Source organism: Trichodesmium erythraeum IMS101 (genome assembly GCF_000014265.1).
Lineage (GTDB): Bacteria > Cyanobacteriota > Cyanobacteriia > Cyanobacteriales > Microcoleaceae > Trichodesmium > Trichodesmium erythraeum.
On sequence record NC_008312.1, the window covers coordinates 2,249,783 to 2,275,201 of the forward strand.

The following is a 25,419-nucleotide window of genomic DNA, read 5'->3' on the forward strand; positions in this document are numbered from 1 at the left end:
CAAATTTTTCCATATTACTAATATTCTGCTAAATTGTTTGTTACTAAATTATGATTTTTAAGAAGTAGTAAGCTCAGATGAGCAAATACAAAAGATTCCAATTATATGAAGTAAATATATTAATATCTAGTGTGGCCATCTTGCCGGCTCCGGAGTCTACTTCTACCTTGGTAGAATCTGCTGTATTAGTTAATTTACATGAGTGTCTATTGCTGAATATTTGCTAACCCTACGACTTCTACTTTCCGTTTCCTGTTCCCTCTTAAAAACTTTTTTCCAATACTAACAAATCTTCTTTAATAGATGAAGTCCGACCACACCAAGAACCATAAGATTTTTCTAGAACATTAAAGCCTCGTTCTTCTATCCATTGTAATATTAGATTTTCCCTAAAACCAATCCCTTTCTCTGGCAGATTAATATCTATAGTAAAACCATCCTCTATTTCATAAATAAGCTGTTGAGAACTTTTACCTTTAGTAATCAACTCTTCTGATTCTGAATTAATTAAAAAGCAAATTAATAAACATCTCCCTCCCGGTTGTAAAACTCTATATATTTCATCAAGAAAATGACGAACTACAGAACTTTGTAAATGAATAAATAAACGGGAAATACAAACACAATTAACACTTGAATTAGGATAAGGAAAAATAAAATCATTGGCAGATATTTTACCTGTAGAATTGTAGATACAGTGATAAATATTGTACCAGTTAAAATTAAAATTCGGCTTACGAGTCGTAATTTCTTGTTTTATCAAGGAAATAAAATCTTCCGTCATATCAAAACCTTGATAACGACCAGAAGGTTGTAAATAATGAACTAAAGTATAAGCTACAGTACCAATATTGCAACCAATATCAAGAATATAGTCTGTTGGTTGTAAACCTAATCTTTGAATTAAACTTCCTAATAACTTGAAGGAATTATTAATAAATTGATTACTAATATCTTTCCCAACTATTTCTAGATATTCCCTATCTGGCAGTGGTAAAAGAGGTGTTAATGCTGTTAATATAACTATACCCTCACCCCTATTAAACAGAGGAATCAAACAAATTAATGAATGTTTTATTTGATTAATTTGTTCTTGATTTAAAAGAACTTTTATGCGGAATCTAGCATTACCTGCACCAGATAAACTAGGGTGAATTTTTTCCACATCTGGACTAGGTATATTCAGAGTTTGTTCAAAGAAACTAAAATCTTGATTCCCAACAGAAACTTTAAATCCTTGCACCATACCAGCATCTAAGGAGGCAACCCAACCAGATAAATATAAAACTTGATTTTTAAGTATTACCCGATCGATAGAACCCCAAGTAAGTAAAGGATTAATTTTTCGTTTCTTGCCAATAATATCTTTCTTTTCAGAGTTATTTTGAGTATAGTATTGTATCTCTGATGTTTTTTTCCGCCGCTCCCGTAAACTTAATGCTTCTTGATAAATTTCTATATCTTCGTGATTTATGGCTGATATTTTACCGACTATTTCTTGGTTAGATAATACTTCTTTAATTAATAATTTATATTCTAAATAAGGATTAGTATTTGGAGCTTCTAATTCATACTCTGACCAATCTAACATTACCTTAAGTTCATATAAATCCTCACTAAAAAATTCTTGGATACCCACAAAATAAAAATATTTTAGTTGCTCGTTTTGCAGAAAATTTAATTTGATTAGATTCTGCATTTCTGGTTTTTCAGCAAATTCTATAAAACTCAAATTAGTATCTTTGGAATTTCCTAAATATTCTTGATCATTTGCTAGTAATATTTGCCAGCTCTTCCAAAAAAAGTAAAGAGAAACTAACCGCTTGATCGGATTCCTCAGCCAAATAATTTTTTTAGCTCCCGGAAATTTTTGATTATATTTTGGAGCAGGAAAATGACCATGAATTATTTTGACTTCTGGCTTTTGTTTGGTTAACATCCGATTCCGAATCTGACCTTTGTGAGGGTAGTCAAAGAAAATTTCTTCTGAGCTATATACCTGTCTAATAACACCCTTAAATGCAGTACCAGCAGTTCTTGGTATATGAATTGAAATAATTTCTATATTAGTACGATCAGGTTTTATAGTTTGATTTCTTTGGGTCATAGTAGCAGACCGAAGCTTGACTTTTATGATAATAAATGAGGGTTATTAACCCTTTTTTAGTTAACAGAATATCCAAATTCTCGCAAAGCATCAGCTAAAACCCGATTGCATAATTTTTGCAGGGAAGGTTCTAGATCTTGCCGCCACCTTCCGATAGAGTCTTTAGCGTTAGAGCTAGTTTGATGCCATTGGGTATAGGCAGTATTTTCCGATGCTTTTTCTAGCATATTAGCGATCGCCTCCTGAGAGTTATCTAAGTTTAAATATTCTAGAGCTCCCTTTAAAGTTTTTTCTGGGGAGAGAATTAAATCTTCGTAATGGACTAAATATGCTTCTTGTCTGCGCTTCTTCCACCGCTCCCGCAAACCAGATGACGCATTTTTCATAACTCCTTTAATATATTCCTCATCACTTTTAAACTTATTGCGACTAAAACCATCGTTACCTCGTTTCTTATTAAAGGCTAATATTGAAGAAGCTACATCTCGAAAATCCCGAACCAGAATTATTTCTTTAGCCTGGGGATAAATTTCTGTTAATAAGTCAAGATTAGGATTAAAAGCATTCTTTTCTACAAAATAAGTTAATTCAGAAGAAGAAATTATCTTACCTTGAGCTTCCGCTATATGTTCGTAAAAAGCATCCAAAGTTTCCTGACAGAAAGCTGCTGCTTTTGGTGGATAATCTGCTTGAAAAGGAGTTTCTATCGGATTAGCTCTTTGAGACAAAAATTGCAGCAATTGCATCCAAAAAGGCCATACTCTGGTTTCATAAGCATATATTGGACAAGCTACAATTGCTGGATGTTGGGAAAGCAACCGCATAAACCAAGTACTTCCCGATCGCCCCGTAGAATTTAATACTAAAGGTTGCAATCTTGGTTGATAACCAGAATCCAGGGGTTCATGGCGAAATTTTATATCTGCTAAGGGAACAATAGTGCCGTCAGCCAACAAACACCGCAATTTTAAGTTAGCTACCGGAGGCAATCCCAATACCCCTACTGCTGCAGCAAAACCGCTACTTTTGGCTTCGCTCACTTTTGGGAAACGTTTTTCTACTCCCGGACGGGACTTACTGACCGGAACTTTCTGTAATACTTTTCCTCCATTAAGAAATTCTACTGCAACTGCAGGTGATCCCTTACCTAATACCCAGCCTACAATTGAAATTGAATAATTATCTATTTTTTTACCTTTCTGGAGCGAGTCTATATTAAATCCGATTAATGATTCAGATTCTTGAGACAATTTTTGGACTTGTAAGATTTCAATAAAGGAATTTTGAGTCATTTTTATTTGTGGCAAAGGAATCTCAGTTTCATTGTACCTGTTTCTCATACAAAAAAATATGGGTGTTGCACAATAGAGAATGATATTCTAGAATTTTATTGAGAGATGGATTGTCCTTATTGTCAAAGCCATAAAGTAGTGAAAAATAGTCATCGTCAGGGAAAACAGAGTTATCTTTGCCGTGATTGTGGCCGTCAATTTCGAGATAGCCCCTGTCCTGCGGGTTATAGTTCTGATGTTAAAGAGCTTTGTGTAAAAATGTCCCTTAATGCCTAGGGATTCCGAGGCATTGAGAGAGTGACTGGTATTTCCTATAATACGGTCCTTAATTGGGTACGACTTGCACACAGCACAGAGAGAGTGATCATAACTTAGAAAATCCTGAGACGGCTCAAATTGATGAACTGCAAACTTTTATCGGCTCAAAAAAAACCAAATTTGGGTCTGGACAGTGTTAAAAAGCAAAATGCCAGGAATTTTCAAGTTTGTGATCGGCGATCGCTGGGCCGCTACCTTTACAGTATTATGGCAGATGATTCACGGTTGGGCTTGTTTTCTCGGTTGTTACAGATGCTTACAAGGTGTATCCTTGCTTAATTGATGATTGGGAGCACCTAGTAAGCAAAACAGAAATGACCATTGTAGTTGGAGAAAACTGCCCTCTGAGAGACTATCTAGCTAGGTTACATCCCAAAACTTTGTGCTACTCCAAGTGAATTGATATGTACAACATATCAATTCACTTGTTGATCTATTATTTATTTGAAACATCAACAAATTCCTCAATTCTCCTAATCATTCGTCATTGTGCAACGCCAAAAAAATAGCTCCATATTCACCCTCTCCCCATCTCCCCATCTCCCCATCTCCCCATCTCCCCCGCTCTCCTACTCCTTAAAAAAATACTTTTGCAGCAAACCCTAATTATACCCAAGCAGGATCGTGAATAGCATCTGAGTCTTTAGTAATCTCAGAAGCATAACATTCATCAATAAATTTTTCTCCTCTTTATATTGTACTGACTATACTGTTTTTGCCAGAAGCCACCATATTTTTTTGATATATCTGAGGTTGCATTATAAGCTTTTCCCCCATTCAGAATTTTTTGTTTTATCTGTTCTCTAGAACGATATCTATATTGTCTGAGTATAAGTCCATGATTCTGTCCAAGTATTGTAATAGGTAGCTTCTCATCATTCAACCTGATCAGGTGATGCCCTTGAGTAATTTCCATACCAGGTTGCCAGCGAACCATAACCTTACGAATATTAGTATCTTTCTTTTTTCTGTGAGTCATTCTTTTCAGAGGATTAATTTCAGATAAATCGTAAAATGAACGGAGTACATGGTTCCTATGTTGTAAACCAAGACAAAAGTGTTCTGGTTCCAATTGGCTCAGAATATCTGGTAGAGGTTTCCCTGATGAAGACATCACTTCATCAGCATCAAATGGAAATATCCATTCTGCTCCCCACATTCTATGGGCAAACTCAGCAGCAGCAGACATTTTCCTAAATTTATGAAATAAAGGATCTCGATCTTCAATCAAGTAATACCAATTTCATAAACTTAAGCTACACTTTTAGAAGTAACCTATTATAGAAAATGTCCCCATGTCAGGAGTAGTAAAAATTGAGATAAATGAATCGGTAGAAACTCTCAAAAAACTTTTAAAAAGTGCGAGTACAGCTCAAGAAAAGGAAAGACTTCAAACTATTTACTGGTTGAAAACTCAAACAGTAGAAACAGTAAAAGAAATTGCGATAATGTTAGGACGCAATCGAGTCACAGTACAAAAATGGTTAGGGAAATATCGTACAGGTGGACTGAATCTTTTACTAGAACCAAAGAAAAATCTAGGAGGGAGGCCAAGTTCAATTCCACCAAATGTAATCGAGAAATTAGAAGCAGAATTGCAAAACCCGGAAGGTTTCCAAAGCTATGGTGAAATTCAACAGTGGTTAACGACTTGTTTTGACATCGAGCTGTCTTATCGAACAGTTCATCAATTAGTCAGATATAAATTAAAAAGTAAATTAAAAGTTCCACGTCCAAATCACATAAAACAAAATAAAGAAGCTCAAGAAAACTTTAAAAAAAACTCTCATCTCAACTAGAAGAGAAAATTAAGTTAATTAATAAATATTCGGAAAATCAACTGCCAATTCGCTATTGGTGTCAAGACGAGACTAGAATTGGATTAAAAACTATAACAGGTAAAGTCATTACTGCTTGCGGTGTTAAGCCCATTGGTTTATATCAATGGCTATTTAAATATCTATGGCTTTATGGTTTAGTAGAACCAAAAACAGGAGATTCCTTTTTTTATGAATTTAGTCATCTAGATACTCCTTGCTTTGAAAGATTTTTAGAGCTTTTTTCTCAAACATATCCTGAAGAGATTCATATTATTCAACTAGATAACGGGCGAGGGCATCTAGGGAATGATTTATCTATCCCTGATCACATCATTTTATTATTTCAACCTCCTTATTGTCCCGAAGTTAATCCCATTGAAAGACTGTGGAAAGAGGTGAAAAAATTCTTGAAAAATCGAGTTTTCGATTCCTTAGATTTCTTACGCAGAATCCTGAGAAATATATTAACTGGATTTAGTCAAAAAGATATTGCTTCTTGTACAGGATATGATTTTATTCTTGAAGCATTATGTGTAGTCGGACTTTAGGAAATTGGTATAAACCATTGCTTCTGGATAGTCATCAGCAAAGCGTCTAATTTCATCCCTAGTTCCATCTGAGGACATATGATCCAACATTACGAAATGTTTGATGCCTTCTCTATAATTTCCAGCTAGATTGTAATAGATAATATCCTCTTCATCTTTCACGATTGACACACCAGCTATAACTACATTTTCTTTAATCTTCTGAGATATTGGCCTTTGATTAGAAATTGATTGGCTTTTTCCTATAACTGTCCTTTGTTCAAATGGCTTTTCCCACCAATAAGTATGGCGAGGGTTGCTAACAGTTTTTGTCAATTGCCAATCTTGTAATAAATCTTGAGCTTGTTTATACTTCCCCCTTTGCGCATCATCCAACATCAATATTCCACCTGGCTTTAAAAGTTTAATTGATGCTTCAAAACATTTCATTCGATCGCGACCATCTACAATAATTAAATCGAAAGATTCTTCAGCAAACTTTTCGCATATTTTATGATATGGTCTTGCTAATAATTGAATATCTACTGGATGGCAATTTTTCTGCAGTTGAATCTGATTTTTTACCTCCTGAAACCACCTAGCATCGTGCTCAATAGAAGTCAGATTTTGAGTTAATTTAGATAGCCATATTGTCGAAGCGCCACTACCAAATTCTAAGACTTTAGCATGAGGTTTTTCCTGGAAAAATTTTTCTAAAAATTCAATAGCTTTTTTTGTTATTAGAGGAGTTTTACGAACATTTAGTGATTTCTCCTGATAACTTTGAATACAACCTATTGGTATCCGAGTTTCATCAGCAAATACTGCTTGAATTAGCCAGTTAAATTTCGGTGGTAATTTATCAGCTATAAAATCTATATTAAAACCTATTTCTGCTCCTTGAGATGTTTCTGTATAAAACTTAACTATATCAGGATATGACTCATTAACAGATACTTTTTTGACAACATGCCTCAAAGATGCTACTTCCACAGCAACAATAGGACACTTTTTTCCCAATACCCATCCAGAAATATTAATAATATCTTCGTTATCAATTTGTTCCTTGATATATTTAATTTCATATCCCCAAAATAACTCATCATAAATTTCACCTAAATTCCGATCGTAGGTTTGAACAAACATTTGCACTGACTGAGAGTTTTGATCTGGTAGCATAATTAAAATTTATTTTTCGTTAAATTTACTTGAGAAAATAAAAAGAGCGCAAAATGTTTTTAATTTTTTCCTATTCCCCACTCTTTCTATTGAAGACTTTTGAGGTTATTGAAGCTGGAGCAAGTTAGCAATTCTTTTTAATTGTTTAGGAGATTTACATAAAATAGCAAAACCTTTTCCATCTTTGTGCCATTCAAGTTTATGTACTTCTGGATAACGATTACAAAAATCCCTAACTGCTCTATTAACTGCAGGAAATCTCACACCTTTAGGAGGCTTTGATTTATAATCATCTACTATAATAATTCCCTGGGGATTTAAAAAAGGAAGTGAGGATTCTAAATCGTGAAAACATCCTTTATAAGAATGGTCTCCATTAACAGTAAACAAATCTAAACCTGGCGAATAATTTTTTTGGTAAAATTCAGGATTAAGGAATTCGTTACTATCCCCTTCAATAATTTGATAGTGTTGAAATTCTCCCATTAATATAGAAGCCATTTCTCTGCCAAAGGGAGTTATATAATCCAGGTTTTTATCCAAAGATATAAAAGTTTTCGGACTACAAGAACTTAATACTACTGCCGCGGACCTACCTGTGGCAAAACCAGTTTCTAAAACATTTTTCGGCTGAATTATCTTACAAAGATTACTAATGAAAATTGCTTGATCTGGGTTCAAATGTCCCTTTTTACACCACAACTTGCTGTCAAATAAATTTTCTAGGTTATTATTCGCGATCGCCTCTTTCACTGGATTAGATTTATGCTCAATTTTACTACTTTTAACAACACTCCTCACCTGCTGATTTTGTTGCTGTTTAATCTTATTTTTTTGTGGTTTTTGCAAAGTTTGACTGTAACGCTTTTCTCTGATACTTAATGCCTGTTTATAAATTTCCATATCCTCACTATTAAGAGTCGCTACTTTCTTGACAATAGAGCGATCGTTGAACACCTCTTTTTTAATTCTTTGATAATCAGAATAAATATTATTATTTTCTTGGCTAACTGTTACATCTGGCCAAAAAAGAAGATTTTTTAATTGCTGTAAATCTTCCTCAAAAAATTCCTGTATCCCTACAAAGAAGAAATCTTCTAGTTTCATATCTCGCAGATAAACTGACATTATATTTTGATTTTCAGGTATTTGAGCAAACTCCCAAAAACTAAAATTTTTCTGCTGTAGCAAATCATAAAATACTGTCCGTCTAAATACCTTATTAAAACAGTAATAAGATATTAAAAAATTAACTGGTTCTCTCAGCCAAATAATTCTTTTAGCATCCGCAAATTTATGCTTATATCTAGACCCAGGAAAATGCCCGTGAATCACCCTTACATTAGCATCTCCTTCTTTCATAAACTGACGTTGGTAATCTTTTTCATAAGGATAATCCAAAAATACTGCTTCTGGACTGTACACTTTGAATAAAACCCTAGTAAAAGCTGAACCAGCAGTTTTTGGCACATGAACAGAAATAATTTCCACTCCTGTTTTTTTGTCTTTCATTTCTTTGAAATTAGAACTAATTACCATTAATTTATTCTGCTCCTGATCATACCAAATATCAAAATTATTACTATACTATATTTCCTTTATCCATTAATTAACTTAGCTATAACCAAATTCTTGCAAAGCTGCTTCGCATACTTCGCTACATAAAACTTGCAAAGAAGCTGGCATTTCATACTGCCAGTCTCCCAGTAATGCCTCTGGTTTCGAGTTATTTTTTGTTATTTTTTTCAACATAGTATTAATAACTTCCTGAGAACTATTAACACTTAAATATTCCAAAATCCCCCTTAAAGTTGGTTCTGGAGATAAAATTAAATCCTCGTATTTTACAAAATAAATGTGAGGCGATCGCTCCTTCCATCTGGCAAGTAAACTACCAACAGAATATTTGCCAAAATGATAGACAAACTGTTGATAACTCTTAAATTTTTTTGAATCAAAACCCGCACATTTACGCCCGCTAAAAGGTAGCATAGAGTAAACTACATCTCGAAAATCACGAACCAAAATAATTTCCTTACCCTCTGGATATAATTCGGATAAAAGATTTAAAAATTTAGGACGGGAAATATCATATCTTTCTACAAAATAAGTAATTTCTGATGCTTCAGCTTGAACATTTGAATAGAAACCATCAATACTTTCCAGACAGAAGCTTCCTAAATTTTCTGGATAAGTTTGCTCTCTCCAAAAAGATAAGTTTGATAGTTTGAACCGTTGTTCCTTGCTCCTCAAATTTCTCTGAGTACTAGCATCAAAAATTCCATTTTCTGACGATAACTCAGCCAACAACTTTAACCAATAATAACTAGGTGGAGTATCATTAGTTGACTCACTTATTCCTACCAGAGATGGATGTCCCACCAAAAGTTGCAATAGCTGTTCGGCACCCGAAGGTCCAATAGATGATATAGCCAGAGGTTGTATCTTTGGACTGTACCAAGACTTTAACCCCTGCAAGCGTCGAAATTTGATATTTCCCAAGGGAAAGCGACTACCATTTTCCAGAACTGCTTGTAAAGTTAGTTCAGATGCCATTGGCAGACCCAGTAGTCCTACCCTGATGCTAAAACCACTATTTTTAGCTGCTGGTATTTCGGGGAATTGTTTGCTTACTCCTGGACGAGCTATATCCACTGGGACTGTTTCTACAACTATACCCTCACTGACTACTTCTACTGTAACTACCTGATACTTTTGGCCTAGAACCCAACCTATTATAGGTAGAAAATAGGTATTCAAACGGTCTCCTTTTTTTAGTGAATCTATATTACATCCTCTAAATTCTTGTTGGATAAACTCTGGAAAATTTGCCCCAAAGCTCACATTACTAATTTCTACTAAAGCTTTTTCTTTCATTTTCCTTACTTGAATACTATCTTGATTTTTGGGGGAAGCATTGTGTTTTCTATCCCAGGTTTCTAAAGCTAATTCTAAATTACCTTTAGCACCTATTTTTTGCCAAAACTCTCTAAAATTTTCTTGAGCATTTTCGACCTTAAATACAATTTTGTGAGATTTGTCTTTCAAAAATAATTGAATATTTTTTGTTACTGTCTCATAATAATCTTCACAAACTTCTAGGTCATTCTCAAGTTGGCGATCGCCTCTCACTAAAATAGCTCGTCCATAAGCATTAATAATACTTGCTGGCAAATTCCATCGCTTGTTAATACTAATAGCAGTTTTCTGTTTATTTCTAATTAAATGAACGTAAAAAGCATTATCTCCATATAGCTCATCTAAATAACCCAAAAACCAAGCCAAACGATTATCTACTTCTATATGATTTTCTGGATATACTACCCTTTTTTTTCCTAACAATCCACTGTTTGATTCATGGGCTACTCTATAATTAGATATATAGGTGCAAGCTTTAGCAAAAGTGTAAGAACTAGACCTAGGCGTACATAATACAAATACATTCATTCCCATAATTTTTTTCCTCTTCATTTGTCAAGCTAAAAAATAAAATTTACTCCTAAACATTCAGTTCTCAAGAATAATATCCCCATCTTAAAAAAAGGGGGGGGTAAATGAATATATAACAATCCAAAAATAGGTTATTAAAACTTTTATAATAGTTAATTTAAAAGAAAAGCATGAGTAAATTATGACTCCTGAATACTACCAAAATATTACAACTAAAATAGGATGGCTATAGATATTTTTAGTCTGCTTTTGTAGCCAGATTTAATTATGATTAATGAATAAAGCTATGATCTAAAACTAAAAAATGGCTGATACCTAACAGCTAATTCCTAAATTTACTCGAATTTAAAATAATTAGCTTTATATACTCTTAGACCTTTTTCAGAATTAATTTTTTGCGCAACATCATCCAGATTAGGATGTCTCCCGTGAAGTATTTTTACAGTTCCACATACAAAAAATGGGAAAGGAAATCGACAATTATATTCTGCTGTTAAAGTAGCTATTCTCAATTGACTATTAAATAATGCTTCTCTAAAACTAGGTTGATCTGGTTCTCCTGACTTATATAATTTTACCCAATATTCAAAAAACTTTTTCACTTCTGGAGACTTCTTAAATAAAATGACTCCTGTATTCATTTGTTGATAACATTCTGGCACTCCATTAACAATACCCGGTATTTTTGTTGGAGCATGAACTGCTGCAATATCAAAATTATCTAAGATAGCAAATAACTCGGAAAAATCTTCACATATATAAGTATCAGTATCCAGAAATAAAGTGTATTCATAAGGAGAATCATACATATAAACTACTTTATCTTCAAAGCTATAATATGACTTCTTTACTACCACAGATTTATCAAATTCTTGCTCATTAACTTCTTGATTAGCAAAAATTGTGACTGGAATATTCGGCATTTTAGCTTTTAAACTTGCTGCAGAAATCTTTGCTTCCTCAATATATTTCTTACCCATTGCTATGTAAACTACCCCTAGAGCTTGGGGGGGATGAAATTGCAATTTCACTGAAGCCAGAGGAACAATAGTTTTATCTTTAAGAACAGCTCTAATCGTCAAATCTGCTGTGGTTTTTTGTGGCATTCCAGCTATTCCTAATTCGGCTACAAAACCACATTTTTTAGCTTTTGGTAATTTTTGATAATGTTTAGCTACACCTAGTCGCTGTTTTCTAATCAAAGCCTGATTAATTACCCGCTCGTCTTTAACTATTTCTATTTTCATAGCTGGAGATTTTTTCCCTAAAACCCAACCAATTATTTCTATGACATAACTATTAAATTTATCTCCTTTTTGCGGTAAATCTATATTGAATCCCCACAGGTAAGCGTCCACAGGTTCTAAAATAATATCTATTATTTCTACAATGGAATTTTCAACTGTTTGAGAACATCTTGTCATATTTTTACTTTTAAGCTTTTTCGGTATAATTTCTTGAGTGGTAGGAACAATAGGTGATTGTGCTACTCTCGGTTCCTGATTTTTTTTAAATTCTTCTACCCACTTACCAAGTTTATTAGAATATTCTTCTAATACTTGTTTATGTTTATTTATTTGAGAAGAATATTGTGTCAATAGAGCCTTTTTATCCCCTAGTTTAACAGGTAATTCTGGCAAATTTTTCTGATTTTTTTGATATTTTTTTTTATCCAATTTTTATGATGCCCGATTTTTTTATGTAAGTATTCGGCTATTAGTAGTAAACTTTCAGCTTTTTAATCAAGCAAACATTAGTTTAATTTAATAGCTTCATAAGATAATGAAGCTATGAAGCTAATAGCTATTATTTTTTGTGCGTTCAAAGCTTTATTAATTCACTCATCATTAAATCTTACTACAAAAGACTGAGTTAACTTTGAAGCCTGTATTCATTTCAACTTTCTCTTTAAAAGGACAATACTATACCATTTATTAAAAACTTTTCAACCTGTATTTTCAGCAGGATACCAACCCATAACCCCGATCATGGAGGAGAAGTAGCTAGGGACTTTTTATAGAATCTCTGTACAGGTAAATATGTTCCATGTAACTTCCGTACAACATAAGAATAATTAACACAATAAGGGGAGGGTTAATGGTGCAAGAAGACTATTGGTACCTATGTTAATTACTTAATAACTCAAGCCCTAATTATAGCATTAATACATGGAAGGTGGTATTATTAATTTTAACTGACAGCTAATAGCTGAATATTTACAACTATAATTTTTGAGACTTTCATCTAAAAAAGAGAAAGGCTCATGAGTACTATCTCGAGAAATTAAAAAATACTACAGTAACTTATTCAAGATAAAACAATCAATTAAAATGGTGTATAAATTCAAAAGAAGCGATCGCTCACCTCTTCAATGTGTCAAAAAATCATAAATAACAACCAACAACTAACAAGCAACAAAAATGAAATTTTTTAAACCAACGGAACCCGTATTAACTAGGGGTAAACTTGAAAAATCAATTATGGTAGATGGTACGGTACATTTACAAGGTTGGGTAACATCCTTCGAGCAGAAAAAATTAGATGGAATGCTAGTTTCTATCGCTGGCCAGGAATTTAGAAACATTGAATTAACCTACAACTTACCTTCTCCAGGGGTCAAAAAAAAATATCCCTACATTCCAGGAACGGAAAAAGCTAGATACCAGATCCGAATACCTCTGACAAAGCAACAGCAAAAGCAATTTAAAAATTCTTTGGTTTTGTTAACTCCCTCATTAGATGGGCAACCTGGTGGAATAATGACGAACGCTTTAGAACCCTCTTTGCCTATTCCTCCTCATGAATACATTAAGTTTGTAGGGGGGCATTTTACAGATGTGGGTTTCAACTTTCTCGGTTATTAGATCCAAATGGTAGGTTTGGAACCGACGGACAAAGTCTTAGATATTGGTTGCGGTGTAGGCCGCATTGCTTATCCTTTAACCTATTATCTAAAAGATGGAGGTGGATATGAGGGTTTTGATATTAGTGAAAAGTTAATTAAGTGGGCTAAATCTGAAATTAGTTTGAGGTTTCCTAATTTCAATTTTCAGGTAGTCGATATCCATAATAAAATGTACAATCCTGAAGGAAATGTTCAAACTTTGGATTTTGTATTTCCCTACCAGGATAAAAGTTTTGATTGGGTTGTGTTAACTTCGGTGTTTACTCATTTGCAGGCAAAGGAAGTCCGACATTATCTGGATGAAATTACTAGGGTATTAAAACCTCGCGGTCGATGTTTGTGTACTTGTTTTCTCTTAAACCCTGAGTCAGAAGCAGCAATGACCAAAAATAAAAAGGCTCGTCAAATTGTACATCCACTTGAGGAGTGTTTTACCGCCACTCCCAAGATACCAGAGTCTACTATTGGTTATAAAGAAGGGTTACTTTTAGGCTGGATGCAAGAACGAGGGTTAAGTCTAGCGGGAAAATATTATGGTCATTGGTGTGGGCGGAGAAAGTTTACCAGTCATCAAGATATATTGGTATTGCAAAAAAGTTAGGGCAAATGGTCTGGCAATGGTATTGTAAAAATTTATTTAAATGTTGGTTAACGACCAGTGCTTTTCAGAGATTACTTTTGACTTTCTTAATGGTAAATCAACACTTTTAGGTGGACAAAATGCTTCAAAGCCAGCTTAGACATGGGAATTAGGTGGATGTAATGAAAATAGCTCAAAGCCATGGTCCTACCCTAATTTATACCTTTTTGATCTAAAAGCCTTTGCAAGCCCAGACTTGATCATGTTTAATGACTCCTTGGCAGCTTTTGTCTAATTAAATGGGAGACCTAATTTTTGGATTATAGATTACTTTTGATTTTTTACTTTTGAGTGATGTTGATGCAATTTATAAATTTATTTTACTTTTGCCTTTGCCTTCAATAGTCAAAATACATATTGGTTTCCTAATGCTTATTCACTTATGTATTTACCTGCATACTGTTCATTTAGAATGACCGATATATTGTGAAGTTTTATCGCTCAAAGAATTTGCTTGGAAAACGGTTGGCGGATTTTGTTTCACAGTCTAACTATTTATCAAGAGCGTAATATTCATACTCTAATGAAAGATTTTGAACAAGAAATTCCTGGCTATCTCCACAATGAAAAAATAGCAAAGTTATTATCTGAAGTTAAACTGATAACGGGAAAAAATGAAATATTAGATAACCTCGGAAAATGCTACGATCCTTTAATTGAAAATGAAATATTCCCACCAAAAGAAGGAGATTTACTGGAAGCTGGGCTTAAAGATATAAACTCAGTAATCACAATAAAATAGTTTCTAGCCCATGACAATTCTACCGAGAATCAGAAGTATAGTCTTTCTTAACAATAAACTATGAGAGAAATGAATTCTTTATCATCACTTAATTCAGAAACTCCAACCCAATACTTCCAACAAGGCCAACAAGCTGTAGCAGCAGGCCAACTAGAAAAAGCTGTTACTCTCTACAAAAAGACTATCGAACTGAATCCTAACTTGGCCTTGTATCAGCAAAATTTAGGAGATGTTCTAGCTAAAATAGGTAAATGGGAAGAAGCAGCTACAGTCTATCAAAAAGCGATAGAACTAAAACCTACTTCTGCATTATCTCATTACAACTTGGGAAATGTCCAAGAAAAACAAGGTCAGTTGGAACAAGCGATCGCTTCTTATTCCCAGGCCATTAAGATTAATCCTAATTTCTCAGAATTATACATTAGTTTGGGATCAGCCTTAGTCCAGAAAGGGTTACTTTATGAAGCGATCGCCAATTTCCAAAAGGCTATATCCCTAGAACCTGAATCTAGTATTGCCCATCAAAACTTAGGAGTGGCTTTAGAAAAACAAGGTCAGATTGAAGAAGGGATAATCTGTTATCGCAAAGCTATTGAAATTGACCCTGGCTTCTGGGAAGGATACCAAAAGTTAGGAATAGCCTTGACAAAACAGGGAGAATTCCATCAAGCTGCCAAAATTTATTTAAAGGCTTGTCAAATAATTCCTAATTCTGCTACGGTTTATCATCATTATGGGGAAACTCTGGCCAAATTGCGTCGGTGGGATGAGGCTATTGCTGCTTATCGTCAAGCAATAAAACTTGAAGCAAATTCCCCCGTTATTTATCATCAATTTGGATATGTTCTAACCCAAAAACAACAATGGGAAGAAGCTATATCTGCTTATCGCCAGGCAATCAAAATTAAACCAAACTCCCCAGATGTTTATCACCATCTTGGTGACGCTCTGACTCAACAGCAAAATTGGGAAGAAGCTGTAGGAGCTTACCGCAAAGTAACGGAACTCCAGCCCAATTCCCCAGAAGTTTATCATTATTTCGGATATGCCCTCTCTCAACTCCAACAATGGGAGGAAGCTATAGTTGCTTACCGCAAAGCTTCTGAACTTCAACCTAACTCTCCAGATGTGCATCATCAGTTAGGCCATGCTTTGATTGAATTGAAACAAAATGATTGGGCCGTCGTAGAACTCCGCCAGGCCGTGGAACTTAATCCTAACTTAGCTGAAGCTTACAGGGACTTGGGCAGAGCTTTGAGTAATATTAAGCAGTGGGATGAGGCGATCGCTTCTTTCCAAGGTGCCATTGAACTTAATCCTAACTTAGCTGAAGTATATGGTTATTTAGGGAAAGCTTATGCCTCACAAAAACAGTGGGATGAAGCTATTGTTAATTATGGCCATGCTCTAAAACTTAACCCCAAGTTGCCGGAAGTTCATCATAATCTAGCTTTAACTTTGGTGCAGCAACAAAAATTTGATGATGCTATTGTCAGTTATGGTCAAGCTATTGAACTAGGTATTAATACAGCAGAAATTCACCATCAGTTAGGTCATACCTTGAGTAAACTGAAACGGTGGGATGAGGCAGTTATCAGTTATCGCCAGGCAGCAGAAATTAATCCTAATTCGGCCGCAGTTTATCATGTCCTGGGGGAAAGTCTGGCTCAACTAGAAAAGTGGGATGAAGCTGTGGCTGCTTATACTAAAGCTAGTCAACTTCACCCTAAATCTGCTGATGTGAGGTACCATATTGGGGAAGTTATGTCAAGATTAGGTAGATGGGATGAAGCAGTGGAAGCTTATGGGAAAGCTGTAGAATTAAGACCATCATCGGCAAAGTTTCATTTTCAGTTAGGGGAAGCTAAGACTAAAAAAAATCCATTAACTGAAGCAATAAGTTGTTATCGTCGTGCTTTAGAAATAGACCCTCATTTTTCTAAGGCTAAGAAAAAATTAGAAGAAGTTTCATCATTTCAAAATGTCCTGAGAACAGGGGAACTTGGTAGCCTAAGTTTGTTAGGAGAAACAGAATTTGAAGGTTGTCTTGATTATGCCACTATCGACTATGTTTCTGGTTGGGCAAGACATAAAAAAGATCCTGAAAAAGTTGTATTTCTTGATATTTTTGTCGGCAATAATTTAGTTGGTACATTAGTCGCAAATAAATATCGTCAAGATTTAGCAGAAGCTTTTGATACTCACGGATATCATGCTTTTGCTCATAAAATTCCTCCATCTTTACATAGTAATGGTTTAGTTGAAGTTAGTGTCAAAATAACAGAAACAGGTCAACAACTAAAAAATTCTCCTAAACCATTAGTAGTCGGACCAAAAGGTCAAAAACATGAAATTAATCTCAGTTTTAATCAGGGAGAAATTAATAAACTTATCTATCGCCTTCAAAAGGTAAAAACTCAGAAGTTAAAATTCACAAGTCAGATACCACCAGCAAAAATTCAGACAGAAAAACCAGCAGTAGCAGTAATTATTTTGAGTTTGAATGGAGCAAAACTATTAAAAGAGTTATTTGCTTCCTTTGAAATTTACAACAGCTATGAAAATTTTGAATTAATAGTAGTAGACCACGGGTCAATAGATAATACTATTGATGTTTGTAACCAGTGGTCAGAAAAATTACCAATTACAATTATTGCCAGGGGAGATAATTATTCTTTTTCCAACTCAAATAATGTGGGAGTGAACCAAACAAAAGCTCCTTTATTGCTATTTATGAATAATGATATTACTTTTTGCCAAGACATTATTCCCCAGATGGTTGATTTAATTCAAGCAGATGAAAATCTAGGAATGGTAGGAGTAAAATTATTAGATATAGTCAGCGATCGCTCCTTAGCTTTTCCTCCTACTCAACATTTAGGAGTACAGTTATATTTCCACAGTCAAAATGAGCCTTTTTATCCTTATGAAGTTCGATATGCTCCTCAATTATTAAAAGTACAATCTGCTCCTTGGAAAGTGCCTGTTGTTACTGGAGCATTAATGATGTGTCGGCGTGAAGATTTTCAGAAAGTTGGAGGTTTTAATGAAGACTATTTTTATGGTTATGAAGATGTAGATTTATGTTTAACTATCCAACAAAAACTAGGCAAAGAAATTATCAGCGCTAATCATTTAACAGCTTTTCATAATCGAGGTTTTTCTCGGTTTAATAAAGGGAAAGAATTTGTCAATAAAATCTTGAAAAATCGCCCAATAATTGAAGAAAGGTTTGCTTATTATTTGCGTCGAAAACATCTACAAGATTTCTTTGAAAAAGGAATGTATTGGACTGGGCATCCTTTAACTATTGGATTTGCTGTAACCGAAGCAGATATGGCAGCTTCCGCAGGAGATTATTTCACAGCGGTGGAATTAGGAGAACAATTAGTTAAAGAATTCGGATGGGATGTTTATTATATTTCTGAAGGAGAAGATTGGTATGATATGACACGATTAGATGTAATTGTAGTTATGCGCCATGATTATGATTTAGAAAGAATAGAAAATGCTAAACCAAGTTTAGTAAAAGTGGCTTGGGCAAGAAATTGGTTTGAGATTTGGGCTTCTCAAAAATCAGCAGGAGATTATGATTGTTTCTGGTGTTCTTCTCAAAAATCAGCTGATTATATTCAGCAGAAATTATTTAAGCCAGTAACAGTAGTTAGAATAGCAACTAATGATGAACGTTTTTATCAGGAGGGCAGAAGTCAAGAAGGAGTTAATTCTGAAGTTAAAAGTCAAAATTCAAAAGTTACAAGTTTAGACAATAATTCTGAAGTAGCAATTTTTGAACAAACGGAAAAAGTTAATTCAGAATTAGAGAATAAGTATAAATCTGACTATTGTTTCACAGGAAGTTTCTGGAAATATCCACGGGATATTATGAGTTTTTTGAAACCAGATAATTTACCTTTTGAGTTTGCTTTGTATGGATATAATTGGGAAAAATTTGATAAGTTTAAAAAGTATAATCGGGGACCTTTTCCTTATACAGATATGCCTCAAATTTATGCTTCGACAAAAATAGTAATTGATGATGCAAATTCAGTTACAAAACAATGGGGTTCCACAAATTCTAGGGTATTTGATGCTATTATTTCTGGTGCATTAGTTATTACTAATAGCGAGCTGGGAAATCAAGAATCTTTCGACGGACTATTACCTACTTATAATTCCCGCGAATCTCTGGAAAATTTATTACGAGAGTATCTAACAAATGAGGAGTTAAGATTAGCCAAAGTGGCAGAGTTACAGAAAATAGTCAAAGAAAAACATACTTATAAACATCGCGCTTATACAGTATTTTCTACCTTGCGCGAAAAAATGAGTAATAGTTTCCGCATCAGTATAAAAATTGGAGTTCCTGACTGGAAACAGGCGCAAGAATGGGGAGACTATCATTTTGCTTTAGCTATGAAACGGCAATTTGAAATTAATGGTCATTCCGTCAGAATTGATATTTTGCCAGAGTGGGAAACTCCCGAAGCATTTGGAGATGATGTGGCAATTACTATCCGTGGTTTAAGTCGTTATCAACCTAAGTCTTATCATATTAATTTGATGTGGAATATTAGTCATCCAGATAAAGTATCTCTGGAAGAATATGAGGAATATGACCAAGTATTTGTGGCATCTAATTCTTATGCTAAAGAGTTACAAAAACAAGTGAAAGTTCCGGTAAAAACTTTGCTCCAATGTACAGATCCAAGTTTGTTTTACCCTGATAAAGAAGGTTATGAAGAAGTAGGAGAAATTTTGTTTGTGGGAAATTCTCGAAAAGTTTACCGTCAGATAGTAAAAGATGCAGTTGAGAGTGGTTTAAAGATAGATGTTTATGGTACAAACTGGGGTAATTTATTGCCTGATGGTTATTTAAAAGGAGAATATATTCCCAATGAAATTTTACGACGTTATTACAGTAAGTCTGGCGTGTTATTAAATGACCATTGGAATACTATGAGAGAAAAAGGGTTTATTTCAAATCGTTTATTTGATGCTGCTGCTTGTGGGGCAACAATTGTATCTGACAAAATTTCAGGTTTAGAAGAGGTATTTGGAGATCAAATTTCTACTTATAATTCTGGGGAAGATTTGCCAAAAGTAGTAGAATATTGTTTGCAGCAAAAAAGTCATAATTCAGGAGAAGAATTAGAGTTAGCAAAGTATGTTCAAGAAAATCATAGTTTTGAGAAAAGGGTCTGGGAAATCTTAGGAACTATTGAGAGGTTGAATGAAGAAAAAATGTTGGGTAAGTTCATAAAATCAGAAGCAGCAATCTAGAATTTATGCTAATTAGTGAAACAGAAATAACAACCTTAATAAAACTAACTGAGGTTGACCTATATCAAAATATTTTTGTCTAAATAAATGCCAAATATAATTATGCAAAAAAGTTAGCCTCTGAAGCTATTTTAAGAATATCTGAATCTGCCAGTTTATTTGTCATCTATAATATTTTGATGCAATTATATTTAGCTTATAAATTGGCAGAAGATAAGGAAGCTGGTAAATTAGTAAAAATATAGTCAATAAAATTAGCAAAAATTATTCTGAATGGAAAAGCTTTTTAATAAACAGACAGATATAAATTAGTTTATAAAGTAATTATTAGTACTAAAAAACATAATTGTATCCTTTTTTTTTGTATATAATAATTAAGTATTTGGAGTAAAAATTGAACTTTTTTCATTTATTTGGAGGAGGATAGCAGGAAATAAACTAATAGCAATTATGGCTAAATATTGGCAAGTTTACTTTCAAAAAAAAAGCTTAATTGAGCTTTATTGTACTATAAAATCTAGTAATAAAATTTATTTATTATGGCAAAAATATGACAGCTATAACCATCAAATTTAACAATATTCTCAGACTAACTGATGACCAATTCTATCAATTATGTCGAGATAATCCCGAAATTAAATTTGAACGTAATATCAGGGGGGAAATAACAATTATGTCGCCCACAGGAGGAGAAATAGGAAAACAAAATGCTTCTATTATTGCTGATTTTGTAATATGGAACCGTCAAACAAAACTAGGAATAGTGATTCGACTCTTCGACCTGTTTCAAACTTCCCAATAATTCTAATCGTTCTCCCGATGTATCCTGGGTTAAATTAGAAAGATGGAATCAATTAACTCCCCAACAAAGAGAAAAATTTCCTCCTATTGCCCCAGATTTTGTATTAGAATTAATGTCACCATCTGATAGTTTAAAGGATGTTCAAAATAAAATGCTGGAATATATGGATGGAGGAGTAAAATTAGGCTGGCTAATTGATAATAAAAATCATCGTGTGGAAATTTATCGTCAAGGAAAAGAAGTAGAAATACTAGATTTTCCCACAAATTTATTAGGGGAAGATGTATTACCTGGTTTGATATTAGAGCTTTAGTATAGGGCAGGCAAAACGGAAAAAATTATACAAAATAATAGAGTTGTTGGGAAAATTTACAACATTTGTACTCAGAGACTCCAACAGAGTGAAAGGAAGCAACTCTCTTGGCTTTAGACTGCATCAAAATTTCGTTACATAGTGAGGTTTATTGGTGTCTTTTACTTACTAGTTATCAAGGTGTATTAGTATTGAAAAAAATTAGGATACAAATATTTCATAGATGTCAGTAAAACAGTTACGCTTAAGTCCTCATAATTATAACGGCATTAAAAAAGTTCAAGTGGGTTGTGGCCCCCATAATATCATGGACGACTGGTGGAATGTGGATATTCGACCTTTTCCTGGTATTGATCAAGTGATGGATGTGACTAAACCTTGGCCTTTTAATGGTTTGGAATATGTGTATGGGGAACATTTTCTCGAACATTTAAGTCTGGAAGGAGCGATCGCTTTCCTGAATAATGTTTGGAAAAGCCTGAAACCTGGTGGAGTAATTCGACTTTCTACTCCTTCCATAGAATGGGTACTTTCTACTCATTTTAACTTGTCAGAAACTAATCCACAAAGACGGATTGATTCTACATTTTCGATGAATCGTGCTTTTCACGGGTGGGGTCATCAATTTATTTATTCAAAAGATTTTTTGCAATCTTTACTGGATAATTTAGGATGGCAAAAAGTTGTATTTTGTGAATATGGAAAAAGTGAACATTCAAGTTTGCAAGGTATCGAACGTCATGGAAATTATCGAGTTGATAATGGATATCCTAATGTTTGGATTGTAGAAGGTACACGCGGGGATGGTCGTTCAGAATCTAGTGCTTCATCTTATCAGAAATTACTAGATAAATCTTATATAAGTTATGTTAGATCTGGTCATTAATTAATGTTATAATCTAATTTTTCTCGGGTTAATTTATAGTTAGTACTAGCTAAGTCTAAAACTCAAGTTAAGTTGAACCAAGTCACAGAGAATCATAACTACATATCAAATAAAGTTATGATTAATTCAAATCCTTTTTTATACGTTCAAAAATATTTTCGTATGGTTCTCTCTTAAATAAACTGGTTTGTAGTTCGAGAAAATCTGAATACTCTAAGCGACTAATAGTTTCTAAGCAATTCCATTTAGGTCTAAAATTTTCTCTCCACTTACTCCATACAACTGTTTGACCATGATGGGGAAAGTGAGCAAAACTATACTGAGGGAAAAAATCATGAATAGCTGCAATAACTTTAAAGACATCACCCATCCAGCTTTTATTTTTTTCCCCCGAAACCTTTTTTAAAGATATGCAACGTTGATGTGATGATTGAGCTTGAGCATAGCTTCCAGGAAAAGTATCATCAATTAGCCAGATAGTCTTTAAATGTGAGCAAGCAATAGATGCACAAAAGTCACGAAAACTTTGTTCAAAGGTGTGAAGACCGTCTAAGTAAATAAGGTCAAATGGAGTATATTCCTGAGCGTAATTCCTAAAAAAATCATCACTAGCAACTTCAAGAAAATTAATATTTTCAGTAGCATATTCGCCTGTATTAAACTGAAATTTTGGATCTACAGCTACTTTAGATTTGATATTAATTGCATTAAAGGTTTTACCTTCAGATACACCTATTTCTAGATATCTAAATGATTCATTTATAGTAGCAAGTTGGTTAAGACGACCATCTCTGGTTGTAATCTCTTTACTTTCAAAAATATTAGAAATGGAGTTATCTTTTAATGTAGTTCGCATCTTTAAATACTTTTCTTTTACAGCCAAACAATAAACTTTATTTTGATTCTTTAATAACTTAGATCCTCTATCTATATAGGCCATTACATCAGAATTTTCTTGAGCTAAGAAATCATCTTCTCTCCAGTTTTCTAAGATAGCAAAATTTTGGTTTCTCAGAGATTCAACTATTTGAAAAGGATTTTTGGCTATGGAAATTGAATATGGCGCATCTTTAGTATTATAAGCTCCTAATCTCATAGCATTATCTACACCCCCAGCTATAATATAATTTGAACACTTATTATAAATATGTGGATAAAAATTAACGTTATTTCCTCTTCTGGGAATACATACAATATCTGCCTCTAAATAACTCAGAAACTCTAACAGATATATAGCACTTCCTTCCACAAATATAATTTTTTTTGCACTTATTAAATAAGATAACTGTTCTAGAATATTGTAATTTTCCGGCTGGATAGAAACATAACCCTCATTCAACAAACAATTCTCCAAATATTTTTCCCCAGCTACTCCCCCACGAAGCAAAATATGAGACCTACCAAAAAAGAGTTTTAAATCTTGTTTCTCTTTTCTAAGTTGATTAGTCATCTCCAAAATTCTCTGCTGTAGTCTCTCTAGATATGAGCAATACCATTCCTTGACTCCTACTGACAGCTCGCTACCTGGTTCTGGAATAATCAAATTTTCAAAAGTGCAGTTATATATCACAAAAATGCACTTTTCAAGAGAAATGTTGAAAATTTTTAAGATTTGAATTAACCATTGAGGAGGATTAAATGAAGCTGAATTGCTCCCTACAGGTAAAGCAAAAACTAAACCATCATGTAATTTGGGATTGAATGCCCAAATGCGATGGATACTTTCTGTGAGAACATGTCCAAAATGAAATATTAAAGGTCCTGCATAAATGTATGTACCTTGATAAAAATTTGAACTATAGGTTTGATTTTTACTATTATCAATGACATTTACTTCTTTGGAATTATCGACAATTTCTGGTCTATCTATGTATATAGGTTCATTTTTACCTACTAATTTCCCTGAGCGTCGATGACGAAAAACTCCAGGCATATTCTCTGGAAAACAAACACCTCCCATCCATTCGTAATTGCTCTTAATTTCAATTGGTTTAACAACTGCATTGTTAATTTTGAATAATCGGGATTCGTCACTATAATCTATCTGTTCTTTATTTGTCTTAGATAGTTCTTGAATTTTTTGATGAGCTTCTTGACAGCTAGAGTCTATAGATATTATCTTTTGGTATAAAAAACCAGATGGCTGTGTTTTTTTTGCAGTTTGTTGAACTTGGTGTAACTCAAATTTAGTCTGTTCTAACTCTTTCTGATTACTATCTAGTTGGGACAAAGACTCTTCCAATGTTGCCATTGTCTCCTCCAACTGAGACTGATATTTCTCCAACAATTCCTCAGTCTCTCGCCACTGAGACTTAGTTTCCTCTAACTCTTTGTGCAACTCTGACTCTACTCCCAACTGCTTCTCTGCTAACTCCCCCTTAACCTGCTCCAGCTCTTCATGCTTCTGCTGCAACTTCCCTTGGGACTCCTCCAATGCCCCCATGGTCTGCTCCATTTGAGACTTATACTCCTCTAACACTCCCATCATTTCACCTAACTGGGACTGGGACTCCTCTAGCAATTGTTCAGTCTCCTGCAACTTGGCCTTAGTTTCTGCCAACTCCTGCTTAACTTGTCCATTGGCTTCAGATTGATGTTGCTGTCCTTTTTCTTTGAACTGATGTAACTCAAAGTGGGTTTGCTCCAACTCTCCCAATACCTCATCTAATTGAGATTGCGATCGCTCCAACTCTTCCCTCACATCATGGAACTCTGACTTAGTTTTGTCCAACTTTTGCTGAGTTTCTTGCCATTTGGCCTTAAATTCTTCTGTTTCTTTTTGAGACTGGGACTCCTGCAACAACTTTTCTGTCTCCTGCAACTTGGCCTTAGTTTCTGCCAACTCCTGCTTAACTTGTCCATTGGCTTCAGATTGATGTTGCTGTCCTTTTTCTTTGAACTGATGTAACTCAAAGTGGGTTTGCTCCAACTCTCCCAATACCTCATCTAATTGAGATTGCGATCGCTCCAACTCCTCCCTTACATCATGCAACTCTGACTTAGTTTTGTCCAACTCTTCCTGAGTTTGTTGCCACTTGACTTTAGTTTCCTCTAATTCTTTTTCTATTGCTATTACCATTAACTTATTTTCCTTTAATTATTAATATAAATCAAACTATAATCTAGTCGATAAAATAAAATTTACTATCACCATT

At 34.0% G+C, this 25,419-nt stretch carries 15 protein-coding genes and 2 pseudogenes; 9 read left to right on the top strand and 8 right to left on the bottom strand.

What is annotated here, in order from left to right:
- Positions 1-262: 262 nt before the first annotated feature.
- Complete coding sequence (locus TERY_RS06860; RefSeq protein WP_011611146.1) at positions 263-2,107, bottom strand: methyltransferase domain-containing protein; 1,845 nt, start codon at positions 2,105-2,107, stop codon at positions 263-265.
- 56 nt (positions 2,108-2,163) lie between these two features.
- A complete protein-coding gene (locus TERY_RS06865) occupies positions 2,164-3,399 on the bottom strand; it encodes a sulfotransferase family protein (RefSeq protein WP_044136532.1) in 1,236 nt (411 codons plus the stop codon).
- 105 nt (positions 3,400-3,504) lie between these two features.
- Here TERY_RS06865 and TERY_RS30170 point away from each other — a divergent pair.
- Positions 3,505-4,194: pseudogene (locus TERY_RS30170) on the top strand (IS1 family transposase).
- 193 nt (positions 4,195-4,387) lie between these two features.
- Here TERY_RS30170 and TERY_RS06870 read toward each other — a convergent pair.
- Positions 4,388-4,906: a hypothetical protein gene (locus TERY_RS06870; RefSeq protein WP_011611148.1), complete on the bottom strand. Its 519-nt coding sequence runs from the start codon at positions 4,904-4,906 to the stop codon at positions 4,388-4,390.
- Positions 4,907-5,012: 106 nt separating this feature from the next.
- On the opposite strand from TERY_RS06870, the gene TERY_RS06875 reads away from it, so the two are divergent.
- Together TERY_RS06875 and TERY_RS27535 are read left to right on the top strand one after the other, a co-directional pair.
- Entirely contained in the window at positions 5,013-5,516 is a 504-nt protein-coding gene (locus tag TERY_RS06875) for a helix-turn-helix domain-containing protein (protein WP_011609939.1), read from the top strand.
- Positions 5,517-5,524: 8 nt separating this feature from the next.
- Positions 5,525-6,085, top strand: a complete 561-nt coding sequence (locus tag TERY_RS27535; RefSeq protein WP_155994658.1) for an IS630 family transposase — start codon at positions 5,525-5,527, stop codon at positions 6,083-6,085.
- Here the strand turns inward: TERY_RS27535 and TERY_RS06880 are convergent.
- The 4 genes from TERY_RS06880 to TERY_RS06895 all read right to left on the bottom strand — a co-directional run bounded on the left by TERY_RS06880 (position 6,065) and on the right by TERY_RS06895 (position 12,369).
- Positions 6,065-7,243, bottom strand: coding sequence for a class I SAM-dependent methyltransferase (locus TERY_RS06880; RefSeq protein ID WP_011611149.1), 1,179 nt, complete (start codon positions 7,241-7,243; stop codon positions 6,065-6,067). The genes TERY_RS27535 and TERY_RS06880 overlap by 21 nt on opposite strands.
- A 105-nt stretch (positions 7,244-7,348) precedes the next feature.
- The gene (locus TERY_RS06885; RefSeq protein WP_011611150.1) at positions 7,349-8,782 is read right to left on the bottom strand and encodes a class I SAM-dependent methyltransferase; all 1,434 of its coding nucleotides are present in this window, start codon (positions 8,780-8,782) and stop codon (positions 7,349-7,351) included.
- 75 nt (positions 8,783-8,857) lie between these two features.
- On the bottom strand, positions 8,858-10,696 hold the full coding sequence (locus TERY_RS26200) for a sulfotransferase (RefSeq protein WP_011611151.1): 1,839 nt from the start codon (positions 10,694-10,696) through the stop codon (positions 8,858-8,860).
- A 332-nt stretch (positions 10,697-11,028) separates the two neighbouring features.
- Positions 11,029-12,369 (bottom strand): hypothetical protein, encoded by a 1,341-nt coding sequence (locus tag TERY_RS06895; RefSeq protein WP_011611152.1) that lies wholly within the window; start codon positions 12,367-12,369, stop codon positions 11,029-11,031.
- Between the two features lie 744 nt (positions 12,370-13,113).
- Here TERY_RS06895 and TERY_RS30175 point away from each other — a divergent pair.
- The 6 genes and pseudogenes from TERY_RS30175 to TERY_RS06920 all read left to right on the top strand — a co-directional run bounded on the left by TERY_RS30175 (position 13,114) and on the right by TERY_RS06920 (position 22,264).
- Positions 13,114-13,557 carry a hypothetical protein gene (locus tag TERY_RS30175; protein WP_011611153.1) on the top strand — a complete coding sequence of 148 codons (444 nt, stop codon included), beginning with the start codon at positions 13,114-13,116 and terminating at the stop codon, positions 13,555-13,557.
- Between the two features lie 6 nt (positions 13,558-13,563).
- Complete coding sequence (locus TERY_RS06900; protein WP_011611154.1) at positions 13,564-14,199, top strand: methyltransferase domain-containing protein; 636 nt, start codon at positions 13,564-13,566, stop codon at positions 14,197-14,199.
- Between the two features lie 562 nt (positions 14,200-14,761).
- Positions 14,762-14,980, top strand: coding sequence for a hypothetical protein (locus TERY_RS06905; protein ID WP_155994350.1), 219 nt, complete (start codon positions 14,762-14,764; stop codon positions 14,978-14,980).
- A 60-nt stretch (positions 14,981-15,040) separates the two neighbouring features.
- Positions 15,041-20,263, top strand: a complete 5,223-nt coding sequence (locus TERY_RS24955) for a tetratricopeptide repeat protein (RefSeq protein ID WP_052845766.1) — start codon at positions 15,041-15,043, stop codon at positions 20,261-20,263.
- Between the two features lie 550 nt (positions 20,264-20,813).
- Positions 20,814-21,378 (top strand): annotated as a pseudogene (locus TERY_RS06915) (Uma2 family endonuclease).
- A 223-nt stretch (positions 21,379-21,601) separates the two neighbouring features.
- Complete coding sequence (locus TERY_RS06920) at positions 21,602-22,264, top strand: hypothetical protein (protein WP_011611158.1); 663 nt, start codon at positions 21,602-21,604, stop codon at positions 22,262-22,264.
- Positions 22,265-22,385: 121 nt separating this feature from the next.
- Here TERY_RS06920 and TERY_RS30180 read toward each other — a convergent pair whose 3' ends face one another.
- Complete coding sequence (locus TERY_RS30180) at positions 22,386-25,343, bottom strand: class I SAM-dependent methyltransferase (protein ID WP_011611159.1); 2,958 nt, start codon at positions 25,341-25,343, stop codon at positions 22,386-22,388.
- Between the last annotated feature and the right edge of the window lie 76 nt (positions 25,344-25,419).